The sequence below is a fragment of the Paenibacillus xylanexedens genome (genome assembly GCF_007676705.1).
Taxonomy (GTDB): domain Bacteria; phylum Bacillota; class Bacilli; order Paenibacillales; family Paenibacillaceae; genus Paenibacillus; species Paenibacillus xylanexedens_C.
This window is the reverse complement of record NZ_VEBF01000001.1, coordinates 718797-741738: the sequence shown is the minus strand read 5'-3', so window position 1 is coordinate 741738 and position 22942 is coordinate 718797. Positions and strand designations below refer to the sequence as shown.

At 46.4% G+C, this 22942-nt stretch carries 20 protein-coding genes; all 20 read left to right on the top strand.

Annotated features, from left to right (window positions below; translation table 11 throughout):
• The first annotated feature begins 58 nt into the window (after nt 1–58).
• Nucleotides 59–4378: a PolC-type DNA polymerase III gene (locus FS628_RS03190; protein ID WP_145318841.1), complete on the top strand. Its 4320-nt coding sequence runs from the start codon at nt 59–61 to the stop codon at nt 4376–4378.
• A gap of 257 nt (nt 4379–4635) precedes the next feature.
• The gene (gene rimP / locus FS628_RS03185) at nt 4636–5097 is read left to right on the top strand and encodes a ribosome maturation factor RimP (protein WP_062833826.1); all 462 of its coding nucleotides are present in this window, start codon (nt 4636–4638) and stop codon (nt 5095–5097) included.
• Nucleotides 5098–5220: 123 nt separating this feature from the next.
• The gene (gene nusA / locus FS628_RS03180; protein WP_062833827.1) at nt 5221–6318 is read left to right on the top strand and encodes a transcription termination factor NusA; all 1098 of its coding nucleotides are present in this window, start codon (nt 5221–5223) and stop codon (nt 6316–6318) included.
• 25 nt (nt 6319–6343) lie between these two features.
• Entirely contained in the window at nt 6344–6649 is a 306-nt protein-coding gene (gene rnpM, locus FS628_RS03175; RefSeq protein ID WP_036609307.1) for an RNase P modulator RnpM, read from the top strand.
• Entirely contained in the window at nt 6642–6971 is a 330-nt protein-coding gene (locus FS628_RS03170; protein ID WP_145318839.1) for a YlxQ family RNA-binding protein, read from the top strand. Before rnpM ends, FS628_RS03170 begins: the two co-directional genes overlap by 8 nt.
• Nucleotides 6964–9549, top strand: a complete 2586-nt coding sequence (infB, locus tag FS628_RS03165; RefSeq protein ID WP_145318837.1) for a translation initiation factor IF-2 — start codon at nt 6964–6966, stop codon at nt 9547–9549. The genes FS628_RS03170 and infB overlap by 8 nt, the downstream gene beginning before the upstream one ends.
• Nucleotides 9550–9574: 25 nt before the next feature.
• A complete protein-coding gene (gene rbfA / locus FS628_RS03160; RefSeq protein ID WP_017689140.1) occupies nt 9575–9934 on the top strand; it encodes a 30S ribosome-binding factor RbfA in 360 nt (119 codons plus the stop codon).
• Nucleotides 9935–9953: 19 nt separating this feature from the next.
• On the top strand, nt 9954–10931 hold the full coding sequence (locus tag FS628_RS03155; RefSeq protein ID WP_145318834.1) for a DHH family phosphoesterase: 978 nt from the start codon (nt 9954–9956) through the stop codon (nt 10929–10931).
• The gene (gene truB / locus FS628_RS03150) at nt 10925–11848 is read left to right on the top strand and encodes a tRNA pseudouridine(55) synthase TruB (protein ID WP_145318831.1); all 924 of its coding nucleotides are present in this window, start codon (nt 10925–10927) and stop codon (nt 11846–11848) included. The genes FS628_RS03155 and truB overlap by 7 nt, the downstream gene beginning before the upstream one ends.
• Nucleotides 11849–11918: 70 nt before the next feature.
• A complete protein-coding gene (locus FS628_RS03145) occupies nt 11919–12857 on the top strand; it encodes a bifunctional riboflavin kinase/FAD synthetase (protein WP_440131239.1) in 939 nt (312 codons plus the stop codon).
• 158 nt (nt 12858–13015) lie between these two features.
• The gene (gene rpsO / locus FS628_RS03140; protein ID WP_056700672.1) at nt 13016–13285 is read left to right on the top strand and encodes a 30S ribosomal protein S15; all 270 of its coding nucleotides are present in this window, start codon (nt 13016–13018) and stop codon (nt 13283–13285) included.
• A gap of 257 nt (nt 13286–13542) precedes the next feature.
• Entirely contained in the window at nt 13543–15645 is a 2103-nt protein-coding gene (pnp, locus tag FS628_RS03135; protein WP_145318828.1) for a polyribonucleotide nucleotidyltransferase, read from the top strand.
• A gap of 174 nt (nt 15646–15819) precedes the next feature.
• Entirely contained in the window at nt 15820–16815 is a 996-nt protein-coding gene (locus FS628_RS03130; protein WP_145318825.1) for a polysaccharide deacetylase family protein, read from the top strand.
• Between the two features lie 97 nt (nt 16816–16912).
• A complete protein-coding gene (locus FS628_RS03125) occupies nt 16913–18196 on the top strand; it encodes a M16 family metallopeptidase (protein WP_062833834.1) in 1284 nt (427 codons plus the stop codon).
• A complete protein-coding gene (dut, locus tag FS628_RS03120; protein ID WP_186327706.1) occupies nt 18156–18602 on the top strand; it encodes a dUTP diphosphatase in 447 nt (148 codons plus the stop codon). The genes FS628_RS03125 and dut overlap by 41 nt, the downstream gene beginning before the upstream one ends.
• Before the next feature lie 154 nt (nt 18603–18756).
• A complete protein-coding gene (dpsA, locus tag FS628_RS03115) occupies nt 18757–19656 on the top strand; it encodes a dipicolinate synthase subunit DpsA (RefSeq protein ID WP_145318818.1) in 900 nt (299 codons plus the stop codon).
• A complete protein-coding gene (locus tag FS628_RS03110; RefSeq protein ID WP_145318815.1) occupies nt 19653–20249 on the top strand; it encodes a dipicolinate synthase subunit B in 597 nt (198 codons plus the stop codon). The genes dpsA and FS628_RS03110 overlap by 4 nt, the downstream gene beginning before the upstream one ends.
• Nucleotides 20250–20289: 40 nt before the next feature.
• Nucleotides 20290–20427 carry a hypothetical protein gene (locus FS628_RS31870; RefSeq protein WP_222125172.1) on the top strand — a complete coding sequence of 46 codons (138 nt, stop codon included), beginning with the start codon at nt 20290–20292 and terminating at the stop codon, nt 20425–20427.
• Nucleotides 20428–20628: 201 nt separating this feature from the next.
• A complete protein-coding gene (dapG, locus tag FS628_RS03105) occupies nt 20629–21846 on the top strand; it encodes an aspartate kinase (RefSeq protein ID WP_062833837.1) in 1218 nt (405 codons plus the stop codon).
• Nucleotides 21847–21893: 47 nt separating this feature from the next.
• On the top strand, nt 21894–22772 hold the full coding sequence (gene dapA / locus FS628_RS03100) for a 4-hydroxy-tetrahydrodipicolinate synthase (RefSeq protein ID WP_145318812.1): 879 nt from the start codon (nt 21894–21896) through the stop codon (nt 22770–22772).
• Nucleotides 22773–22942 lie beyond the last annotated feature (170 nt).

Here is a 22942-nt window from a genome sequence, read left to right as displayed (position 1 = left end):
GTGACATTTTTGAATGCAGGGGCTTTTCATGCTTTAAGGGGGTACAAGGAGGAACACGATGAGCGGATTCGAAGAGAAGAGAAAACGGTTTGAGTTGTTGATGAAACAGGCAGAGCTTCCAGCTGGTCTGTTAGAGCCCTATTTTTTGGATGGATGGATTGAACAAGTAGAGACTAACCGCAGTAATCGGGAGTGGAATATCCTGATTGCGAAGGATACATTGGTACCCGCTCCAATTTATCGCACATTTTGTCTGCATATTCAGGAGAAGATGAATCATATCGCCAAGATCTCATTTGGCTTCAAATATACGGACCAAGTACAAAATGGCGATATCGTCAGTGAATATTGGAATCTGTTTCTGGAGTGGGTAACCCGTGAGATTCCATCTGTAAATGGTTGGATGAACCGGACAACCTTTAAATGTGAAGAGGATCTCCTGCAACTGACAATGAGTGATGCAACGTCGATGGAATTGGCTCGTAAGAAACAGATTGATCAGGCTATTACGAAATTCTATGACAAGTACTTTCATCTTCCTCTTCGCATCAAGATGCAAGTGGGCGAAGTGGCAAGCAATAAAGAGGCCATGGAACAGTTCCAGGCCCAAAAACGTGTAGAGGAACTTGAGGTCATCGAGAAGATGATGAGTGAAGTGGACACAGAAATCCCGGTGGATGAGGAGCAGGGCGATCTGCGTTTGCAGATGGGTTACGATATTAAGGAGCCAGCAGTGCCCATGCAGGAAATCCAGGATGAAGAGAAAAAGGTCACGCTTCAAGGTTCTGTATTTGGTCTGGATCGCAAAGAACTGCGAAACGGAAATACGTTGTTTACCTTCTACCTGACCGACTTCACAGACTCCATGCAAATGAAGATGTTTGCCAAAACAAAAGAGGATGTTAAAATTCTCAGTTTGCTGGCTAACGGTAAATGGGTGAAAGTGCGTGGCCGTGTAGAGTATGACCGGTTTATGCAGATTCCTGAACTCGCCATGATCCCTTCAGATCTGATTGAAGTCAAAGCACCGCCGTCTCGCAAGGATAATGCACCAGAGAAACGGGTAGAGTTCCATTTGCATTCTACGATGAGCACGATGGATGCTGTAACTTCGATCGACAAATACGTGAAAATGGCAGCGGAGTGGGGACACAAGGCGATTGCTGTCAGTGATCATGGTGGTGTACAGGTATATCCTGAGGCTTCCAAGGCTGCCAAGAAAAATGGGATTAAAATGATCTACGGCCTTGAGGCCAATGTAGTGAATGACTCCGTTGCAGTCGTAATGGCTCCACAGCCATTGGATCTCCAAACAGCGACATACATCGTATTTGATATCGAGACTACAGGTCTTTCAGTTACACAGAACAAAATTATTGAGATCGCTGCTGTTAAGATGCAAGATGGTAAAGAAATCGACCGGTATGCGACTTTTGTGAATCCGCATGAACGCATTCCCTACAATATTCAGCAATTGACTAATATTAATGATGACATGGTAAAAGACGCACCTGAATTGGAGCCAGTTATCCGAGAGTTTGTACAGTTTGCCGGAGATGGTGTACTTGTTGCGCATAATGCACGTTTTGATATGGGCTTTATTCAAGCTTCCCTGAAGCAGATTGGAATGCCAGAGCTTCCTAACCCTGTCCTTGACACGTTGGAACTGGCACGATTATTATTTCCAAAAAACAAGAACCACCGTCTGAATACGATGGCGGATAAATATAAAGTTGGACTTGAAAGTCATCACCGGGCCATTGATGATACGGTTGCTCTTGCAGGTATACTGATCGGATTACTAAATGATGCTGCCCAGATGAAAGGAATAACGAGGCTTGATCGCCTGAACGATTATGTAGGTGTCGACTTGTCGAATACAAGACCTTTCCATTGCGGAATCTATGCACTGAATGAAGTCGGCAAGAAAAATCTCTATAAACTGGTATCTCTCTCTCATACGGAACATTTCAAGCGGGTACCTTGCATTCCCAAGTCGAAACTGATTAATTTGCGTGAAGGACTCGTTATTATATCGGGTTGTGAAAAAGGTGAGTTCTTTGAAGCGGTGCTTAACAAATCGCTCGAAGAAGCGGAAGAGATCGCCGAGTTCTATGACATATTGGAGATCCAACCACTTACAATGTATATGCATTTGGTGGATAAAGGGTTGGTGGCTACACCCGAAGAAATCAAAACAGCGATCCGTAAAGTCATTGATATCGGGTCGAAATTGGGTAAGCCGGTTATAGCGACAGGCAATGTGCACTATTTGGAACCTCGTGACAAACTATATCGGGATATCACCATTCACGGCATTACAGGATTTAGTCCACTGAAAGATCAACGGAAACCAGATGCACATTTCAGAACGACGGAGGAAATGCTGGAAGAGTTCCAGTTCCTGGGCCAAGATAAAGCTTACGAAGTCGTTGTTACGAACACGGTGGAATTGTCTGACCGATTTGAAGAAATCAAACTGTTTCCGGACAAACTGTTTACTCCGATTCTGGAAGGTGCCGACGATGAAATTCGTAATACCTGCTATGACACTGCCAAGTCCATCTATGGTGAGGAATTGCCTGAAGTTATCGTGGCACGATTAGAGAAAGAACTGATTCCAATTATTAAATATGGTTTCTCTGCCAACTATCTGATCTCGGAACGGTTGGTTAAAAAATCGAATCAGGATGGTTATCTTGTAGGTTCGCGGGGATCGGTCGGCTCCTCTGTCGTGGCTACATTCCTAGGTATATCCGAAGTTAATCCATTGCCCGCTCACTATATTTGTGTGAATTCAGAATGCAAGCACAGTGAGTGGTTCCTAGACGGTAGTGTTCGGAGTGGATTTGACCTTCCCGAGAAAGAATGCCCAGATTGTGGTGGCACACTTAAAGGAGAAGGCCAGGATATTCCGTTTGAGACCTTCCTTGGATTTAAAGGAGATAAAGTTCCCGATATTGACTTGAACTTCTCTGGTGATTATCAGCCTCATGCGCATAACTATACGAAAGTACTGTTTAGTGAAAAAAGTGTTTTTCGTGCGGGGACCATTGGTACGGTGGCTGAGAAAACAGCATTTGGTTTTGCCAAGAAGTATGAGGAAGAACATCACAAGAAATGGCGCGGAGCCGAATTGAATCGTTTGGCTTCCGGGTGTACTGGGGTAAAACGGAGCACCGGACAGCACCCTGGCGGTATTGTCGTGGTACCCGATTATATTGAGGTCGAAGATGTTACACCCGTTCAGTTCCCGGCAGATGACGTTAATGCGGAGTGGAAAACAACACACTTTGATTACCATGCTTTTGAGGAAAACTTGCTGAAACTTGATATTCTGGGGCACGATGATCCAACTATGATGCGGATGTTGCAGGATTTGACAGGTGTTGATCCTACAAGCATTCCGATGAATGATCCCAAAGTTATGAGCATGTTTAACTCAACCGAGGCTCTGGGTGTTACACCTGAACAGATTCGCTCCCCTGTTGCGACGTTTGGGGTGCCGGAGATGGGGACGAAATTCGTTCGTCAGATGCTTATCGAATCCCAGCCGACATCTTTTGCCGATTTACTTCAGATTTCGGGATTGTCTCATGGTACAGGTGTATGGCTTGGGAATGCTCAGGATCTGATAAAGAATGGAACATGTAACATCAAGACGGTAATTGGCTGTCGGGATGACATCATGTTGTTCCTAATTTATAAGGCAGGTATGGACGCGAGTCTGGCCTTCAAAATTACGGAGAGTGTTCGTAAAGGGCGTGGTCTGCCTCAGGAATGGATCGATGAGATGAAGAATTGTAAAGTGCCTCAATGGTACATCGATTCATGTCTCAAAATCCAGTACATGTTCCCGAAGGCCCACGCGGCCGCTTATGTTATTTCGGCAGTACGTACTGCGTTCTTCAAGCTGTATCATCCCATTGAATATTACGCAACTTACTTTACCGTTCGGGCGGATGAGATTGATATTGAACTCATGTGTCAGGGATATGAAGCGATCTATCGCAAAATTGTAGAGATCGAGCAATTAGGTTTCCAGGCACCACCGAAAGAGAAAAACATGTTACCTGTCCTTGAAATGGGTTTGGAAATGGCAGCGCGCGGATTCTCACTTAAACCGATTGACTTATATCGTTCGGAAGCTACGAAATTTATCGTTGACGGGAAAACATTAATCCCTCCGTTCTCCGCGTTGGCAGGAATCGGAGACAATGCTGCACGTAATATTGCTGCGGCAAGAGAACATGGTGAATTCCTGTCAGTGGAAGATTTCCAGCAGAAGTCGAAAGCGAGTAAGACGATTGTTGAACTCCTGTCGACTATGGGGTGTTTCCGCGGTTTACCAGAGAGCAACCAGCTTTCCCTGTTCTAGGATTAGATTTGAATCATGGACAAGTGATTGGTGGGGGATGCGTAATTTTTCCTTCATTAGTAAGTAAACTGTCTGAATCATCGCTTACTTGTCACTATTACCAGACTATGTTATAATTTTTGAAGTGAACGAGATAGTACGAATTTCTAAAGAGTGGGGAAACCCACTCTTTAGTCTTTGGTATACAAGAATCTTGGGTATTTAATAATCTGCCAGTGCTTTTTTGCTGGTGTAACCTAAGTTGGAGGTTATTGGTTTTGAGCACAACGAACATTAAATCTACCGTGGAAGAAATGATCCAACCCTACTTGAACGAACAAGGCTTCGAGCTGGTTGACATCGAATACGTCAAAGAAGGCAGCAACTGGTTTTTGCGGGTGTATGTCGACAAAGAGGGTGGCATCGACATCGACGATTGCGTCTTGATCAGCGAAAAGCTGAGCGCCAAGCTGGATGAGAACGATCCGATTCCAACCATCTATTTCCTTGAAGTGTCTTCTCCCGGTGCGGAGCGTCCACTGAAAAAACCTGAGGACGTTACCAAAGCTGTAGGAAAAAATGTTTTTGTTACAACCTACGAGCCGGTGAACGGATTGAAGGAATTTGAAGGCAAGCTGCTTTCTTTTGATGACGGGGAACTCGTGATCGAGGCAGGCAAGAAACAGCATGCCATTTCTTATGATAAGGTTGCCAGTGCGCGCCTAGCTATTTTGTTTTAAGTGCCTTGTTCACTTTATTAATGAAAAAGACACATCTCACGATAACGGCAAGGTGCTCACGAGTTCAGAGCCTTTCGCCGTTTTACGTATGAGATGCCATGTTTGAAAGGGGGATCAACATTCATGAGTATGGATTTTATTGAAGCAATGAATGAATTGGAACGGGAAAAAGGGATCAGCAAGGATGTGCTGTTTGAAGCGATCGAGGCTGCACTAATTTCCAGCTACAAGCGGAATTTCAACACGGCCCAGAATGTGCGTGTTGACATGAACCGTAATACGGGAGTTATCCGGGTGTATGCCCGTAAATTGATCGTGGAAGAAGTCCTGGATTCACGTACCGAAATTTCATTGCCTGCTGCACGAGAAATCAACCCTCACTTCCAGCTGGAAGATATTGCGGAGATTGAAGTTACGCCGCGTGATTTCGGACGTATCGCCGCACAAACTGCCAAACAGGTGGTGACCCAGCGGATTCGTGAAGCCGAACGCGGCCTGATCTACAACGCTTTCGTAGACAAGGAAGAGGATATCGTTACGGGAGTGGTGCAGCGTCAGGATTTGCGCAATATCTACATCGATCTGGGCAAAATCGAAGCGGCTTTACCGCTGACCGAATTGATGCCGAACGAGAAGTTTGTTCATGGTGACCGTATTAAGGCGTATATCACCAAGGTCGAGAATACGACCAAAGGGCCGCAAATCATATTGTCCCGTACTCATCCGGGCCTCTTGAAACGTCTCTTTGAACTGGAAGTGCCTGAGATCTTCGACGGTGTAGTTGAGATTCGCTCCGTCGCTCGCGAAGCAGGGTTCCGCTCCAAGATTGCCGTTCATTCCCGCAACGAGGAAGTTGATCCAGTTGGATCTTGTGTAGGTCCTAAGGGAATGCGCGTGCAGACCATTGTGGGTGAGCTGCGCGGTGAAAAAATCGACATCGTTCGTTTCTCCGATCAGGTAGACGAATATGTTGCTAATGCACTGAGTCCTTCCAAAGTATTGGAAGTTCATGTATTTGAGGAAGAAAAGATGGCTCGGGTTATCGTTCCGGACTATCAACTGTCGCTCGCAATTGGTATCAAAGGCCAAAATGCCAGATTGGCAGCCAAATTAACCGGCTGGAAAATCGACATTAAGAGCGAGAGCCAGGCGGAACAGGAATTCGGCAGAGAAAAAGATTCTTCTTCTGAAATGCATCAGGATTCCGTCTCCGTCGACTAAAGTAAAGTACGGGGGGCGCTGACGTATGAAACCAAAAAAAGTGCCGCTGCGCAAATGTGTGGCATGCCAGGAAATGATGCCCAAAAAGCAGCTGATCCGCATCGTTAAAACGCCAGAGGATGAAGTGCTGATCGATTTGACTGGCAAAAAATCCGGACGTGGTGCCTATTTATGCGGCAAAGAGTCCTGTTTTAAGCTCGCACTCAAAAACCGGGCTTTGGATCGGGCGTTAAAAGGCAAAGTCTCACCTGAAATTTACGAGCAATTAGCAGCTGATTTCATCGCGGTTGAGGATGAATTCATAGCAGCACAGGAGCGTGAACATGACTAATATTAAAACGCTGTCTTATCTGGGACTCGCTATGCGTGCAGGTAAACTTGTAACAGGTGAAGAAATTGTACTTAAAGCGATCCGTTCTTCCGAAGCTAAGATGGTTATTGTTGCGGGTGACGCCTCAGCCAATACACAAAAGAAATTTCGCGATAAATGTGGAACTTATAAGGTTCCTCTGTTAATCGGATTTGACCGGGATAATTTAGGTTCAAGTATCGGTAAAGACACGCGTGTTGTTCTTGCAGTAACGGATCGAGGGTTTGCAAAAATGATCTCCAAGCAAGTCGGTATAATGTCGGAGGTGGAGTATATTGAGTAAACAGGAAAACAAGGATAAATTGCGAGTTTATGAATATGCGAAGTCCCTTAATATGAGTAGTAAAGAAATTATAACCATTCTTAAAAAGCTGGAAATTCCCGTAAACAATCATATGAGTGTCATGGAGAATGGATCAGTCGGTAAGGTGGAACAATTTTTTAAAGATATAAAATCCACTGCTGCTTCCAAACAAGGCAACGAAGCAAAACCAGTTGCTACTTCGGCAGTACGCAGTGACAAAACAGTGGACAGCAACAAGCCGGCCGGCGGAGTGAACACGCCGAATAGCAGTAACACATCCGGTAGTCCCGTACAAACAAAAATACAACAGGAAAAGCAGGTAGGTATGAACAATAGACCAAATTCCAACAATAACAATGGCACCCAAAGACCCAGCGGCCAAGACAGCCGCAACAGAACGAACTCTTCCCAAGGCTCAAGCCAAGGAGGACAATCAACTAACCGTCCTAGACCAGCTCAAGGTGGACAAAGCAGTACTGCATCCCGTCCGCAAGGATCGGGTCAACGTCCGGCTAACAGCGGTGGCGGCCAAGTAAGACCTTCAGGACCTAACAGTGGTGGCAATACAGGTACTGGCGGCAACCGTAGCGGTAGCCAAGGTCAGAGCCAAGGACAAGGCCAACGTAGAAGCGGCCCAGGTGGCACAACTGGCAACAACAATAATAGTGGCAACCGTTCTAACAGCGGTGGCGGTGGACGTCGTTATGATGACAATCGTGGCGGTAACTTCCGTGGTAACCGTGGTGGTAAGAACAACCGCAACAGAAATCAACAACAGTACCAACAACGCGAGAAAATTGATAACACACCTAAGAAAATCATCGTTCGTGGTGATATGACTGTAGGCGAAACGGCGAAGTTGCTCCATAAGGATGCTTCCGAAGTTATCAAAAAGCTCATCGCTATGGGTGTTATGGCAACAATCAACCAAGAGCTTGATATCGAAACGATCCTTCTGCTTTCAGGTGAATTCGGTGTTGAGGTTGAAGTGAAGATTGTGCTTGAAGATGACCGTTTCGAGACGCTGGAAGAGAATGATGATGCTGCTGACTTGCAGGCTCGTCCACCAGTAGTTACGATCATGGGTCACGTTGACCATGGTAAAACGACTTTGCTGGATGCTATTCGTTCCACGAATGTAACAGGCGGCGAAGCAGGCGGTATCACGCAACATATCGGTGCATACCAAGTCGAGATCAACAGCAAAAAGATCACGTTCTTGGATACTCCGGGTCACGAAGCGTTTACAGCGATGCGTGCGCGTGGTGCACAGGTTACGGATATGACGATTATTGTCGTAGCAGCAGATGACGGTGTTATGCCACAAACCATTGAGGCCATTAACCATGCCAAAGCTGCTGGACTTCCAATTATCGTTGCTGTCAATAAAATTGACAAACCGGGTGCCGATCCGGATAAAGTGAAACAAGAATTGACCAACTATGAACTCGTTCCGGAAGAGTGGGGCGGAGATACCATCTTTGTTAACGTATCAGCGAAACAAAGAATGGGTCTGGAAGGTCTGCTTGAAATGATTTTGCTCGTTGCAGAAGTGAACGAATACAAAGCGAACCCGGACAAACGTGCCCGTGGTACAGTGATTGAAGCTGAGCTGGATAAAGGACGTGGCCCAGTTGCCCGTATCCTCGTACAGCACGGTACATTGAAAGTCGGAGATGCTTTCGTAGCAGGTAACTGCTTCGGTCGTGTTCGCGCGATGGTCAATGACAAAGGTCGCCGTCTGAAAGAAGCTGGACCTTCGACACCTGTAGAAATCACAGGTCTGACTGAAGTTCCAGGTGCGGGAGATCCATTCATGGTGTTTGAAGATGAGCGCAAAGCGCGTTCCATCGCTGACAAACGTGCGATTACGCAACGTGAATCCGATCTGGGTACGCATACTCGTGTAACATTGGATGATCTGTTCCAGCACATCAAAGATGGCGAGATCAAAGATCTGAACGTAATCATCAAAGGTGACGTACAAGGTTCGGTTGAAGCATTGAAAGGTTCCCTTGCGAAGATCGAAGTTGAAGGTGTACGCGTGAAAATCATTCATAGCGGCGCTGGTGCAATCACCGAGTCCGACATCATTTTGGCTGCAGCATCCAATGCCATCGTGATTGGTTTCAACGTTCGTCCTGATAACCAGGCGAAAGCAACTGCAGATCAAGAGCAAGTAGACATTCGTCTGCATCGCGTAATCTACAGTGTTATCGAAGAAATTGAACAAGCGATGAAAGGTATGCTTGATCCGATCTACAAAGAAAAAGTTATCGGTCATGCTGAAGTTCGGAGCACATTCTCCATCAGTAAAGTGGGTACCATCGCTGGTTGTATGGTTACCTCGGGTAAAATTACGCGTTCTGCGGAAGCACGCCTGATTCGTGATGGCATTGTCCTTTACGAAGGTAAGCTGGATTCCCTGAAACGTTATAAAGATGATGCCAAAGAAGTAGCCCAAGGTTACGAGTGTGGTATCACACTGGATAAATATAATGATCTCAAAGAAGGCGACGTTATCGAAGCCTTCATTATGGAGACAGTACAACGATAAGCAAGGAAGCATGAGGTGAACAACGATGGCTAAGATTCGTACAGGTAGAGTGGGCGAGCAGATCAAGAAAGAAATAAGTCTGCTCATCCAGTCTGAACTGAAAGATCCACGTATCGGCTTTATTACGGTAACGGGAGTCGAAGTGACAGGAGACTTGTCGCAAGCCAAAGTTTATCTGAGTGTCTTCGGTGAGCAGGAACAAAAAGATAACACGCTCAAAGCTCTGGCAAAAGCAAATGGATTTTTGCGTTCCGAGCTGGGCAAACGTATCCGGTTCCGGCATGTTCCCGAGTTGATATTTAAGATTGACGAATCCATCGCTTATGGCAGCCGAATTGAGAAGCTGCTTGGCGATATTGGTTCCGACAAGAACGAATCCCAGTAACAGAATAGAGGAGACGGCAATGCACACTTATGAACAGGCGCTCCAGGCCGGAAAGCAATTTCTGCTGGAGCATGATGATTACCTGGTCGTGTCGCATGTACAGCCGGACGGTGACGCAGTCAGCTCGACGGTAACGGTGGGCTGGCTGCTGTCATGTCTGGGTAAGACATTCACGATGATTAATGAAGGTGAAATCCCGCAACGCATGCAATTTTTGTGGGAAGCAGGCAACATTGTGAACATGACCGAACAACCACCGCAGCGAAAATATAAAGCTGTGATCTGTGTGGATTGTGCAGATTTTGCCAGAGTAGGCTTGACGCGTCATTATTTCGAAGAAGATGCTGTTATCTTGAATATTGATCATCACCCTACAAATGACGGTTATGGTACAGTCAACATCATTAAGTCAGATGCTGCTGCAACGGCTGAAATTTTGTTCGATTTTCTTAATCTGTTCCAAGTAACATGGGATAAAGATGTTGCCACGGCAGTTTATACCGGATTGCTTACGGATACAGGTGGGTTCCGCTATGCCAATACCAGTCCAAATGTAATGACAACCGCTTCCAGACTGCTAGAACATGGCGTGGATGGACCTTATCTCGCCCAGACCTTGCTGGAGCAGGTGACTCTTCCACAAGTTCGGATTTTGAATCAAGCACTATCAAGCCTGAAGATGACAGATGATGGCAAGATAGCCTGGGTCGTTATTACACCAGATGATATGGTGGCTTGCGGAGCAGCTAATGAAGATCTTGAAGGAGTAGTGAACTATCCCCGCAATATTCAAGGCGTGGAAGTTGGTATCTTTTTCAAAGTCATCAATGATAATGCCGTCAAGGTTTCTCTTCGTTCGGCTGGCAAAATTGATGTTGCTGCGTTAGCACAGACCTTTGGTGGAGGCGGGCATGTTCTCGCAGCCGGATGTCGCCTGGAAGGCAATCTTGAAGATATTGTGGCTAAAGTGCTGAAGCAGGTGAATTCACAATGGTAAAACCATTTGAAGGTATACTTCCTGTGTATAAACCGGCAGGATTTACGTCTCATGATGTCGTGGCCAAAATGCGTCGTATTCTCAAAATGAAACGCATTGGTCATACAGGCACACTGGACCCGCAGGTTACTGGTGTTCTGCCGCTCTGTCTCGGAAGGGCAACACGCGTCGTTGAGTACATGCAGGAGCTCCCGAAGGAATACCTGGCAACGCTCAGATTGGGTCTGTCTACAGACACAGAGGACATGACTGGGGAAGTTATTGAACGGTCTGAAACGACTGTAGAAGTAACAGAGGAACAGGTTCAACAGGTACTTGAGCAGTTCCTGGGCACGATCTCTCAGGTCCCACCCATGTATTCTGCGGTAAAAGTAGATGGCAAACGTCTCTATGAACTTGCTCGTGAAGGGAAAACGGTAGAGCGTAAGAGCCGTGAGGTCACAATCTATGAGCTTGAGCTTACAGGGATTGAGACTCAGGGCGATACCATCGATATATCCTTCCGGGCCTTATGTTCAAAAGGTACCTATATCCGGACGTTGTGTGTAGACATCGGCCGACAACTCGGATATCCATCGACCATGGTTCGACTGGAGCGTACGATATCAGCGGGTATCTCTGCAGATCGTTGTCTTCGGATTGAAGAAGTGGAACAACTTATGGCCGACGGAACTTTGGCAGATGCGCTGATTCCAGTTGACGAGGCAATTGCTTCTATTCCAGCCCACAAGGTTGGAGAAGAACAGACCAAAGGAGCACTCCAAGGTCAGAAACTGGCTGCACGTCTTCTGGAACCGCCTGTAGAGCAACCTGGTTTACTACGGTTGTACGCTCAGGATGGTACGTTTCTGGGGATATTTGAACGGGATGAACTAAAACCAACGGTGAGGGCAGTTAAAGTCTTTTTGCCGGAATAAAGAGGTCTCGGACTTGGAGTCATGGTGATGATCAAGTTTGGCCTATCAAGTGAAATGCAGGTGAATGATTGTGAAAACCGTAATGCTAACCTATCCGCAGACGTTACATTCGACTGAGCTGAGCCCACTTCCCCAAGTGCTCGCGATCGGTCAATTCGACGGACTGCATCTCGGACATGCAAGTGTCATTTTGTCAGCTGTCCGCATTGCGCGCGAAACGGGCATGCAGGCAGCGGTCATGACCTTTCATCCACATCCGAAGGAAGTTATGCGCAAAGGGGATTACGAGGGTAGTTTAACTCCCTTGAGAGATAAAAAAGACATCTTGGCAGGAATGGGCGTTGATGTGCTCTATGTGGTGGAATTCAATGAAAAATTCTCACAGCTGACCCCTCAACAGTTCGTTCATGATCTGTTGATCCCTCTTCAGACACGAACAGCCGTGGTCGGTTTTGACTTCCGTTTTGGTCACAAGGGAGCAGGGGATGAACAGCTTCTTCGTACATTGGGAGAAGGACAAATGACGGTGGAGACCGTTCCTGCCTTTCTGTTAAATGGTCAAAAAGTGAGCAGCTCTCTCATTCGTGGTCTGTTGAAGCGCGGGGAGATGGATGAGGCCAGTCAGTGGCTTGGTCGACCTTATAGCATCAGAGGAACTGTCATTCACGGGGAGAAGCGTGGACGAACCATTGGATTTCCAACAGCGAACCTTGAACTCACGGATCATTACGTTACACCGTCGAAGGGTGTTTACGCTGTTCGGGTACAGCATGGCGAACAGGAACTGCATGGTGTGATGAATCTCGGTGTGAAACCTACGTTTCACGAAAGTGGGATGAAACCTACGTTTGAAGTGCACTTGCTGGATTTTGATGGACAATTGTATGACCAGGAATTAAAAGTTGAGCTTGTTCACTATATCCGCGCAGAACGAAAGTTTGACTCCATTGATGCATTGATTAGTCAGATTCGGGAAGATGCATTAACTGCTGGTCGCCTGTTATCTTAAGGTTTAGGAATTAATGCATGTTTACATTTACTTTGACTGGGCAATTATGATATACTGTACTACGTTGTCGTTTAGGACAACAATAACCTTGGCTTGGTTACTTGCTCTCACCGGCGGTGACGAGGCTAATGGCGATTATATTGAAGGAGGTGAACAGGATGGCATTGACTCAAGAACGTAAACAACAACTGATCGACGAGCACAAAACTCACGAGTCCGATACAGGATCTCCAGAGGTGCAAGTTGCTATCCTTACGGAAAACATCAGAAGTTTGACAGACCACTTGCGTACGCATAAGAAAGACCACCACTCACGTCGTGGACTTTTGAAAATGGTAGGTCAACGTCGTAAGCTTTTGGCTTACGTGAAAAACAAAGATGTTAAACGTTACAGCGCACTGATCGAAAAACTCGGATTGCGTCGTTAATTATCGTACATGTTTTCAAAACCAACCTGGCTGTTATCCGTCATTCTTTTGTCTAAAAGGACAAGCGGAACTTACAGCCGGGTTGTTTTGTAGATGAACATGTTGCCATATATTTGTAGATGGGGCTCCGTGAGGAGCTTTTGTTGTGCAGATTAGCATGTTTTAAGATCTTACATAGCTAATGAATGCAGGACAAGCAGGAAATACTGTGAATATGCAGAATCCATTGAGTTAGGACGAATAAAAGGAGGAATTTCATGGAACAGCGTGTTGAAATGCAGCTTGGCGGAAGAAAGCTTACGTTTGAAACCGGGCGTTTGGCCAAGCAGGCTAATGCTGCCGTTAAGGTAACATACGGGGATACCGTTGTATTGTGTACCGTGACAGCATCAAGTGAGCCGAAAGATTTGGACTTTTTCCCATTAACGGTGAACTATGAAGAAAGATTGTACGCCGTAGGTAAAATCCCGGGTGGATTTATTAAACGTGAAGGCAGACCGAGTGAGAAAGCCATTCTTTCAAGCCGTCTGACAGACCGTCCAATTCGTCCATTGTTCCCCGAAGGCTTCCGGAATGATGTACAAGTTCTGAATATCGTTATGAGTGTGGATCAAGACTGTGAACCGCAAATCGCTGCAATGATCGGTACATCAGCTGCACTGAGCATCTCGGATGTTCCATTCAGCGGACCTATTGGTGGCGTGAAAGTTGGACGTATTAATGGCGAGTTCATCATTAATCCAACGATTGCACAGCTTGAAGTCAGTGAACTTGAGTTGGTGGTTGCAGGAACTAAAGATGCCATCATGATGGTTGAGGCTGAAGCTAACGAATTACCGGAAGAAGTAATGCTTGAAGCAATCATGTTCGGACATGACGAGATCAAAAACATTGTTGCGGTAATCGAACAACTCGTACAAGTTGCCGGTAAAGAAAAAATGGCTGTTAAGTTGCATGCCGTTAATGCTGAAGTCAACAGCAGTGTACGTGATTTTGCAAGCGCTCGTCTGGTTGAAGCGGTTAAAATTGCTGAGAAGCATGCTCGTCAAGATGCAATCGATCTAGTGAATGACGAAACCGTTGCTCACTTTGAAGAGAAATATATTGAAACTCCTGAATTGCTCAAAGACGTGAAGGAAGTCCTGCACGATATCGTTAAAGAAGAAGTGCGTCGTCTGATCACACATGATAAAGTTCGTCCGGATGGACGTGGACTTGCTGAGATTCGTCCAATCGAATGTGATACTTCCCTGCTGCCACGTACGCATGGTTCAGGTTTGTTCACACGTGGTCAAACACAAGCACTTAGTATCTGTACACTTGGTGCACTGGGTGATGTTCAGATTTTGGACGGAATCAGCCTTGAAGAAACGAAACGTTTCATGCATCACTATAACTTCCCACCATTCAGCGTAGGTGAAGCTCGTCCATTGCGTGCTCCAGGCCGTCGCGAAATCGGACATGGTGCTCTTGGTGAGCGTGCGCTTTCCAAAGTAATCCCTTCCGAAACAGACTTCCCATACACGATTCGTCTGGTATCCGAAGTTCTGGAATCCAACGGTTCAACTTCCCAGGCAAGTATCTGTGCCAGCACACTAGCTATGATGGATGCAGGTGTACCAATCAAAGCTCCAGTTGCGGGTGTAGCTATGGGTCTGATTAAAGATGGAGATCATGTATCCATTCTGAGTGATATTCAAGGTATGGAAGATCACTTGGGTGACATGGACTTCAAAGTAGCCGGAACACCTGAAGGTGTAACTGCAATCCAAATGGACATCAAAATTGATGGGATCGATCGTCAAATTTTGTCTGAAGCATTGGCTCAAGCCAAAGAAGGTCGTTTGCACATCTTGAACAAAATGACTGAAGTGATGAATACTCCACGTGAGCAGTTATCACAATATGCGCCTAAAATTACGACTATGCATATCAATCCGGACAAAATCCGTGATGTTATCGGTGCAGGTGGTAAAATTATCAATAAAATCATCGAAGAAACCGGTGTTAAAATTGATATTGAACAGGATGGACGTGTCTTTATTGCTTCTTCCAACCAGGAGATGAACGATAAAGCCAAAGCGATTATCGAAGGTATTGTGCGCGAAGTATTGGTCGGCGAGATCTATGTCGGTAAAGTAAAACGCGTTGAGAAATTCGGTGCATTCGTAGAAGTGCTTCCAAATAAAGAAGGTCTGGTACACATCTCACAACTGTCAACTGAACGTGTTGCCAAAGTTGAAGATGTTGTAGCCATTGGAGATTCCATTACGGTGAAAGTAACGGAAATTGACCCACAAGGTCGAATCAACTTGTCCCGTAAAGCAGTTTTGACGGCTGAAGCTCCGGCTCAATCTTAGGATATCGAAGCGGCAGGCTATAAATGGATATATTGAATGAAGAGACAGAATGTGAATTTCTGGCTCTTTTTTTAACGCATAAATATGTTAAGCAAGGATAAACCATGGCTTTGTAATCATATTCTTGCCCTTGTCCTCATATGATGGGGACAAAGACGGCGGGAGGATGGAGCTGTGGGAAACCAATCCAAAAAACTGGCGGCTGTTCTGGCGGGTGTGACTGCGGTCATATTGATCGGACAAGTTGGCAGTGTACGTACATACATTACGGAAATCCGTGATGGGCCAGGTACGCAGAATGCTTTTGATATGTTCAAAGAAGCGACCGGAGAAGATGCCCTATTGTCGGCAATTCGGGATAAAGCGGCCGAAACGAGAATTGCTCCGGTGAATGCCAGAGTGGATCGGGTATGGAAAGCCATTCCTGGCTATAATGGCATGGAGATTGATGTGGAAGCGACATACCGTAAGGCATTGAGTGGAACGTTGAATACTAAGATAGCGTATGTCTATCGTCAGATTCAGCCGGAGATTCAGCTTAGGGATTTGGGTGCACATCCGATCTATCGGGGGAATGCGAGCAAGCCGATGGTTTCTTTTATGATTAATGTGGCCTGGGGGAACGAATATATTATACCGATGCTGGATACGCTTGATGCCGAGAAAGTGAAGGCCACTTTTTTTCTGGATGGAAGCTGGTTAAGCAAAAACGTTGACCTGGCCAAGGAAATTCAGAAACGTGGGCATGAGTTGTCTAATCATGCGTATTCTCACCCTAACATGAGTCGATTGAGCGCAGAACGGGCCAGGCTAGAAATTAGCAAAACCCAGGATCTGCTCCACACATCACTCGGTGTGGAAAATCGATGGTTTGCTCCGCCTTCCGGTGACTTTAATCAAAAGACCGTAGATATTGCTTCATCCATGGGACTGCAAACCGTGTTATGGACTGTAGATACTGTGGATTGGCGTAAGCCAAGCCCGGATGCCGTTGTTGCCAAAATTGCAAAAAATACCGAGGCTGGCACGTTAATTCTAATGCACCCAACAGCTTCTTCTTCAGGAGCTTTGAAGGGTATGATTCAGTCCATACGGGCTAAAGGTCTCGTGCTTGGAACGGTAACTGAGACGTTGTCTTCGGAACGCGTAAATGCATCCGCGGTTGAGTGAACGTGTTTTTTTTGTTAATATCAAAAAGTTGGAACCAAATGTCGATTTCAATTTTAATTGAGATCAAGGCAATTATAGAGATGTAGGAGGGCCAACCATGAAAAAAATTCAGCTGGGCAATGGCCTCAGAGTTGTCATGGAACAGATACCGACCTGCCGTTCTGTGTCTTTCGGAATATGGGTCAAGACAGGTTCGCGCAATGAGCAACCTGCAAGTAACGGAGTATCACATTTTATTGAACACATGTTGTTCAAAGGAACAGATCGTTATGATGCCAAGGCGATTGCGGAGCAATTTGATGCCATTGGTGGTAATGTGAACGCGTTCACTTCCAAAGAATACACATGTTATTACGCTAAAGTGTTGGATGAACATTTGCCGATTGCGGTTGATGTGTTGTCTGATATGTTTTTCCGCTCCAAAATGGATGATGGTGAGTTGATCAAGGAGAAAAACGTCATTCTGGAAGAAATCTCAATGTATGAAGATACGCCGGATGATATGGTTCATGATCTGATGGCCTTGGCCGCATATGGTGAGCACCCGCTAGCTTACCCTATTCTGGGTACGGAAGAACGTCTTAAAGCGATGGATTCCAGCCATCTGCGTGCATATATGAAGGAGCACTACACAATTGAGAACACGGTCATTAGTATCGCGGGTAATATTGATGATAGTGTAATCGATCTGATGGAGAAACATTTTGGTGCTTTTGATGTAAATGGAGTAACTGAAGCAGTCACGATGCCGGCATTCCAGAGCGGACAGCTTTTCCACAAAAAGAAAACGGAACAGAACCATATCTGTATCTCGTTCCCGGGTTGTAAAATCGGAGATCCACTGCAATTTGCTATGGTTGTTCTGAATAACGCTATTGGTGGAGGCATGAGCTCCAGATTGTTCCAGGAAATTCGTGAAAAACGGGGTCTTGCATACTCCGTGTATTCCTATCATAGCTCTCATGCGGACAGTGGACTTTTCACAATATACGCGGGTACAGCACCGAAACAGACAAAAGAAGTGCTCGATCTGACCAAAGAGGTTTTGCGTGACCTGGCTGTAAACGGCTTGTCCGAAGATGAACTTCGTAAAGGAAAAGAGCAACTGAAGGGCAGTCTGATTCTTAGCTTGGAAAGTACAGGCAGTCGCATGAATCGTCTGGGCAAAAATGAGCTGATGCTGGGCAGACACCATACGCTGGATGAGATGATCACTAAAATTGAGCAAGTTACAATGGACGATATTAACGCGGTACTCGATCTGATGTTCGCTGAGCCGTTCGCACTTGCCATGGTTGGTGCTTCAGATAAGACGATCGCTGGATTGAGAAGGGATGATTTTGTTGCATTACGTTCAAATACAGAAACTGCCGGGCAATGAAGATATTAAATTGCCACAAAAAATGTCTGAACTAGCATCCGGTTTTGATGTAGTAGCTGCACTTCAGGAAGAGGTTGTTCTGCAGCCGGGACAGCGTACATTGATTCCAACGGGGCTTGCGATGGCAATGCCTGCTGGATTAGAAGCACAGATCCGTCCTAGGAGCGGACTGGCTTTCAAACATGGAATTACCTGCCTCAACACACCGGGTACCATCGATGCGGATTATCGCGGAGAAGTTAAAGTGCTGTTGATTAATCTGGGTCAGGAACCGTTCACGATTGTAAGAGGAGAGCGCATCGCACAGATCGTCTTCCAGACTGTACCTACAGTTGAATTGACGGAAGTAGATGAACTTTCGGAAACGGTACGTGGCGAAGGCGGATTTGGTCATACCGGGAAATAAATAGCGTGAGTGCTACCATTCTTTGGAGTCGTCCCTGACAGGGCGGCTTTTTTTTGCGTTAAGATGCGAATAGTTGAATGCATTATTGTTTTCACCCCCCTGTGGGCCTCTGCATACGATAAGGCATACATGTGGTGAAAGGAGTGACGTCCCGATGCTGACCGGAGTCCGGATTGTAGTCCTGGGCGGAGATGCGCGGCAGCTTGAAGTCATTCAAAAGTGCGCTGAGCTGGATGCAACGGTAAGTGTGGTGGGTTTCGACAAACTGGAGCGTTCCATTCCAGGTATCGAACACCAGGAACTGGAGGACGAAGTGTTTGCTTCGGCAGATGTACTGGTGCTGCCTGTCGTCGGTTGCGATGATCAGGGGAAAGTAAGTACTTCGTTCAGTGACACACCGATCTATTTGAAAAAGGAACATGTCGCAGCATTGCCGGAGCATTGCATTGTGTTCACGGGTATGGCAAAACCATTCTTGCGTGAACTTTGTCTAGATAACGGGTTGCGACTTGTCGAAGTACTTGATCGTGATGATATTGCACTTTACAACTCTATTCCAACGGCTGAGGGAGCCATCGCCATAGCTATTCGGGAGACGGACTTCACAATCCATGGTTCGGAATGCATCGTGCTTGGTATCGGTCGAACAGGGTTCACTATGGCCAAAACACTGCAGGGACTTGGAGCAAATGTACGGGTAGGAATCAGGCGGAAAGAGGATGTTGCCCGCGCTACAATAATGGGCTGGAAGCCTTTCATGACAACGGATTTGGCCGCTCAAACCGGGGAAGTTGACTTGCTTTTTAATACGATACCGACTATGATAATCACAGCACAAATCCTGTCCAGAATGCCGCAAAAGGCTGTCATTATTGACCTCGCATCCGCTCCTGGCGGCTGTGATTTCAGGTATGCCGACAAACGCGGTATCAAAGCGCTACTTGCACCTGGCCTCCCCGGCATTGTTGCTCCCAAAACGGCTGGCGGCATTATTGCCGACGCGTTGATCCGTTTGCTTTTGGAAGAACAGAACGCACGGGAGGTTAAATCATGAACTGGCAGGGAAAAACGGTAGGTTATGCAATTACGGGTTCTCATTGTACGTTTGAAGAGGTTATGCCGGTAATTAGCCGCTTCGTGGCTGAAGGTGCCAATGTCATTCCGATTATTTCGAATTCGGTTCTGACGACGGATACACGCTTCGGCACGGCGCAAAATTGGCAAAAACAGTTGAAAGATATAACAGGTAATGATATCATTTCTACAATTGTTGAAGCGGAGCCATTAGGGCCTTCCAAACTGCTTGATGTGCTGGTCATTGCTCCATGCACAGGGAATACAACAAGCAAGCTGGCTAATGCGATGACCGACAGTCCAGTGCTAATGGCAGCCAAAGCGCAGATGCGCAATCAGCGTCCGCTTGTGCTCGCTATTTCCACGAATGACGGTCTGGGCTTGAATGCTGCGAATATTGCCAAACTGCTCGTGGCCAAATACTTGTATTTTGTGCCATTTGGGCAAGACGATCCAGTGAAAAAACCAAACTCGTTAGTCGCCAAAATGGAATTGATTCCAGAGGCTTGCTGGAGTGCGCTTGAGGGCAAACAGCTACAGCCGATGATTGTGCAGCGTTCTTCACAGGCTTGATGGAACAATGACAGGGTGACAACGTTATGCGCTTGGAGAAATGAATAAGGGGTTTGAGAGACAAAGAAAATCATGGGGGACGATATGCTGGCTTGATCAGCTACTTGTGTCCACGTTCCTGCCTATAAGGGCATTCCTGCTTGCCGGTATCAAGGTTAAGCAAGCGGGAGAGGTCTAGTGTGAATGAATGCGTCATGATCTCGATAACAACCGCGACCTTTGATTTGCGATTGTCCCAGACAATTACAAAATAACAAGGAGCGGCATGGAATGCCGTATAAATTGCTGAAATTATCGCATCAGAACGCTCCCTAGGGTGATCCATTTGTTGATTTGACCCGTGTCCAGTCTTCTTGCGTACACAAATGGAGGAATAAAGATGCGTATCATGGTACAGAAATTCGGAGGCACGTCTCTCTCCACTGTTCAGGCGAGAGAGCATGTGCTCCGTCACGTTAAACGTGAACTTGAGGCAGGATTGAGTCTGGTCATCGTGGTGTCTGCGATGGGGCGCCGCGGCGAGCCATATGCGACTGATACGTTGCTGGACTGGGCTGCTCAGAACGGAAACGCACTATCCGCACGCGAAAAGGATTTACTGCTGTGCTGTGGTGAAATCATATCTGCAACAACTTTGAGCAGTTTGCTCGAACATGAAGGCATTCCAACTACAGTGCTGACCGGTGCACAAGCAGGTTTTGTGACGGACGACAATTTCGGGAATGCCCGAATATTGGATGTCCGTCCTGTTCGTGTGTTGGAGCAGCTTCAGCTTGGACGCGTCGTTATTGTAACCGGATTCCAGGGCCAGACGGAGAATGGAGACTTCACGACATTGGGCCGTGGGGGAAGTGATACGTCGGCAACAGCTCTTGGTGCAGCATTACGTGCCGAAATGGTAGATATCTACACGGATGTGAACGGGATACTCACTGCCGATCCACGGATTGTTGAGGATGCGCGGCCACTGACTGTTGTGAGTTATGCAGAGATCTGTAACATGGCCCATCACGGCGCCAAGGTAATCCATCCACGTGCGGTTGAGATTGCCATGCAATCACAGATTCCAGTGCGGGTAAGATCTACTTTTGCGGATACGGAAGGAACGCTGGTTACACATCCGGAAGGATTCCAGGATGTGCAGACAGGCATTGTTGACCGTTATGTAACAGGTATCGCCTATGTAAGCAATGTAACGCAAATTACGGTGGATGTGCCTGGTGGTGCAGATCGATTGCAACTGAAAGTGTTCAAAACCATGGCTGAGAATTCGATCAGCGTTGATTTTATTAATGTTACCCCCTCGGGAGTTGTCTATACGGTTTTTGACAGTGATTCCGAGAAAGCCATACATGTATTGCAGGAGATTGGTCTTAAGCCACAAAGCCTGTCCGGTTGTGCCAAAGTTTCCGTCATTGGCGGAGGCATTAATGGTGTACCTGGAATTATGGCTCGTATCGTGGAGTCCTTAACACTGGCAGACATTCAGATCCTGCAATCAGCAGATTCGAATACAACAATCTGGGTACTCGTAAAAAAAGAAGATATGGTTCAGGCCCTGAGGGCACTTCACGCCTCATTCGAACTTCATTTGTAAGTAACTGAAGTTAGAGGAGCCAAACCTGTTTTGAAGGAGGAATCGAATTGGACTTTGGAAGATTGATTACAGCAATGGTCACTCCGTTCAATGAACAAGGAGAGATTCATTGGGAAGAAACGGCACGTCTCATCGACTATCTGATTGTAGATCAAAAGTCGGAGACGCTCGTCGTTTCTGGAACAACAGGGGAGTCTCCAACACTTAGTGATACTGAGAAAGTTCAATTATTCGAATTTGCAGTGAAACATGCGGCCGGTCGGTGCAAAATTATAGCCGGTACGGGAAGCAACAACACGGCACATTCCATCCATTTGACACAGGAAGCTGAACGTGCCGGAGTGGATGGCATATTACTGGTTGTTCCGTATTACAACAAACCGAGCCAGGAAGGTTTGTTCAAACATTTTGAAGCGATTGCGGGCTCTACCAAGCTGCCTATAATGCTTTACAACGTGCCAGGGCGCACAGTAACCAGCCTGTCAGCTGCAACAACGCTTCGTCTTGCACAGATTCCTAACATTGTCGCTACGAAGGAATGTGCGTCTATGGAGCAGGTTACGTTAATCGCAGCAAGTGCTCCGGAGAATTTCAGAGTTTATTCCGGTGATGATGCTTCAGGCTTGCCGGCGATCTCGGTTGGTGCTCATGGGATCGTCAGTGTAGCGAGTCATGTCGTAGGTGCAGAGATGAAGAAAATGATTGATGCCTTCTACGGTGGGGCGCCTCTTCAAGCTGCTCAGATTCATCAGCAGCTATTCCCGGTGTTCAAAGGTCTGTTTGAGTGTCCACAACCATTACCGAACCCCGTAGCTGTGAAATATGCGCTGACATTGCGTGGTTTGAATGTTGGGTCTGTACGTTTGCCTCTTATTCCTCCAACGGAAGAGGAGCAGGTGTACATCAAAGGGCTGCTTAATTTGTAATCAGTAGTGCATATGGAACTATTTTATTAATTATGGGATATCCTTCAGATCAGCAAAAGAACCGCTCCTCTTAGTCGAGGTTGCGGTTCTTTTTTTGATGCGTAATGTGAGGTTTCTTTTTCATTGCTAAGGGGAAACCTACAGGTTAACGAGAGAGTGACTTGTTTTTT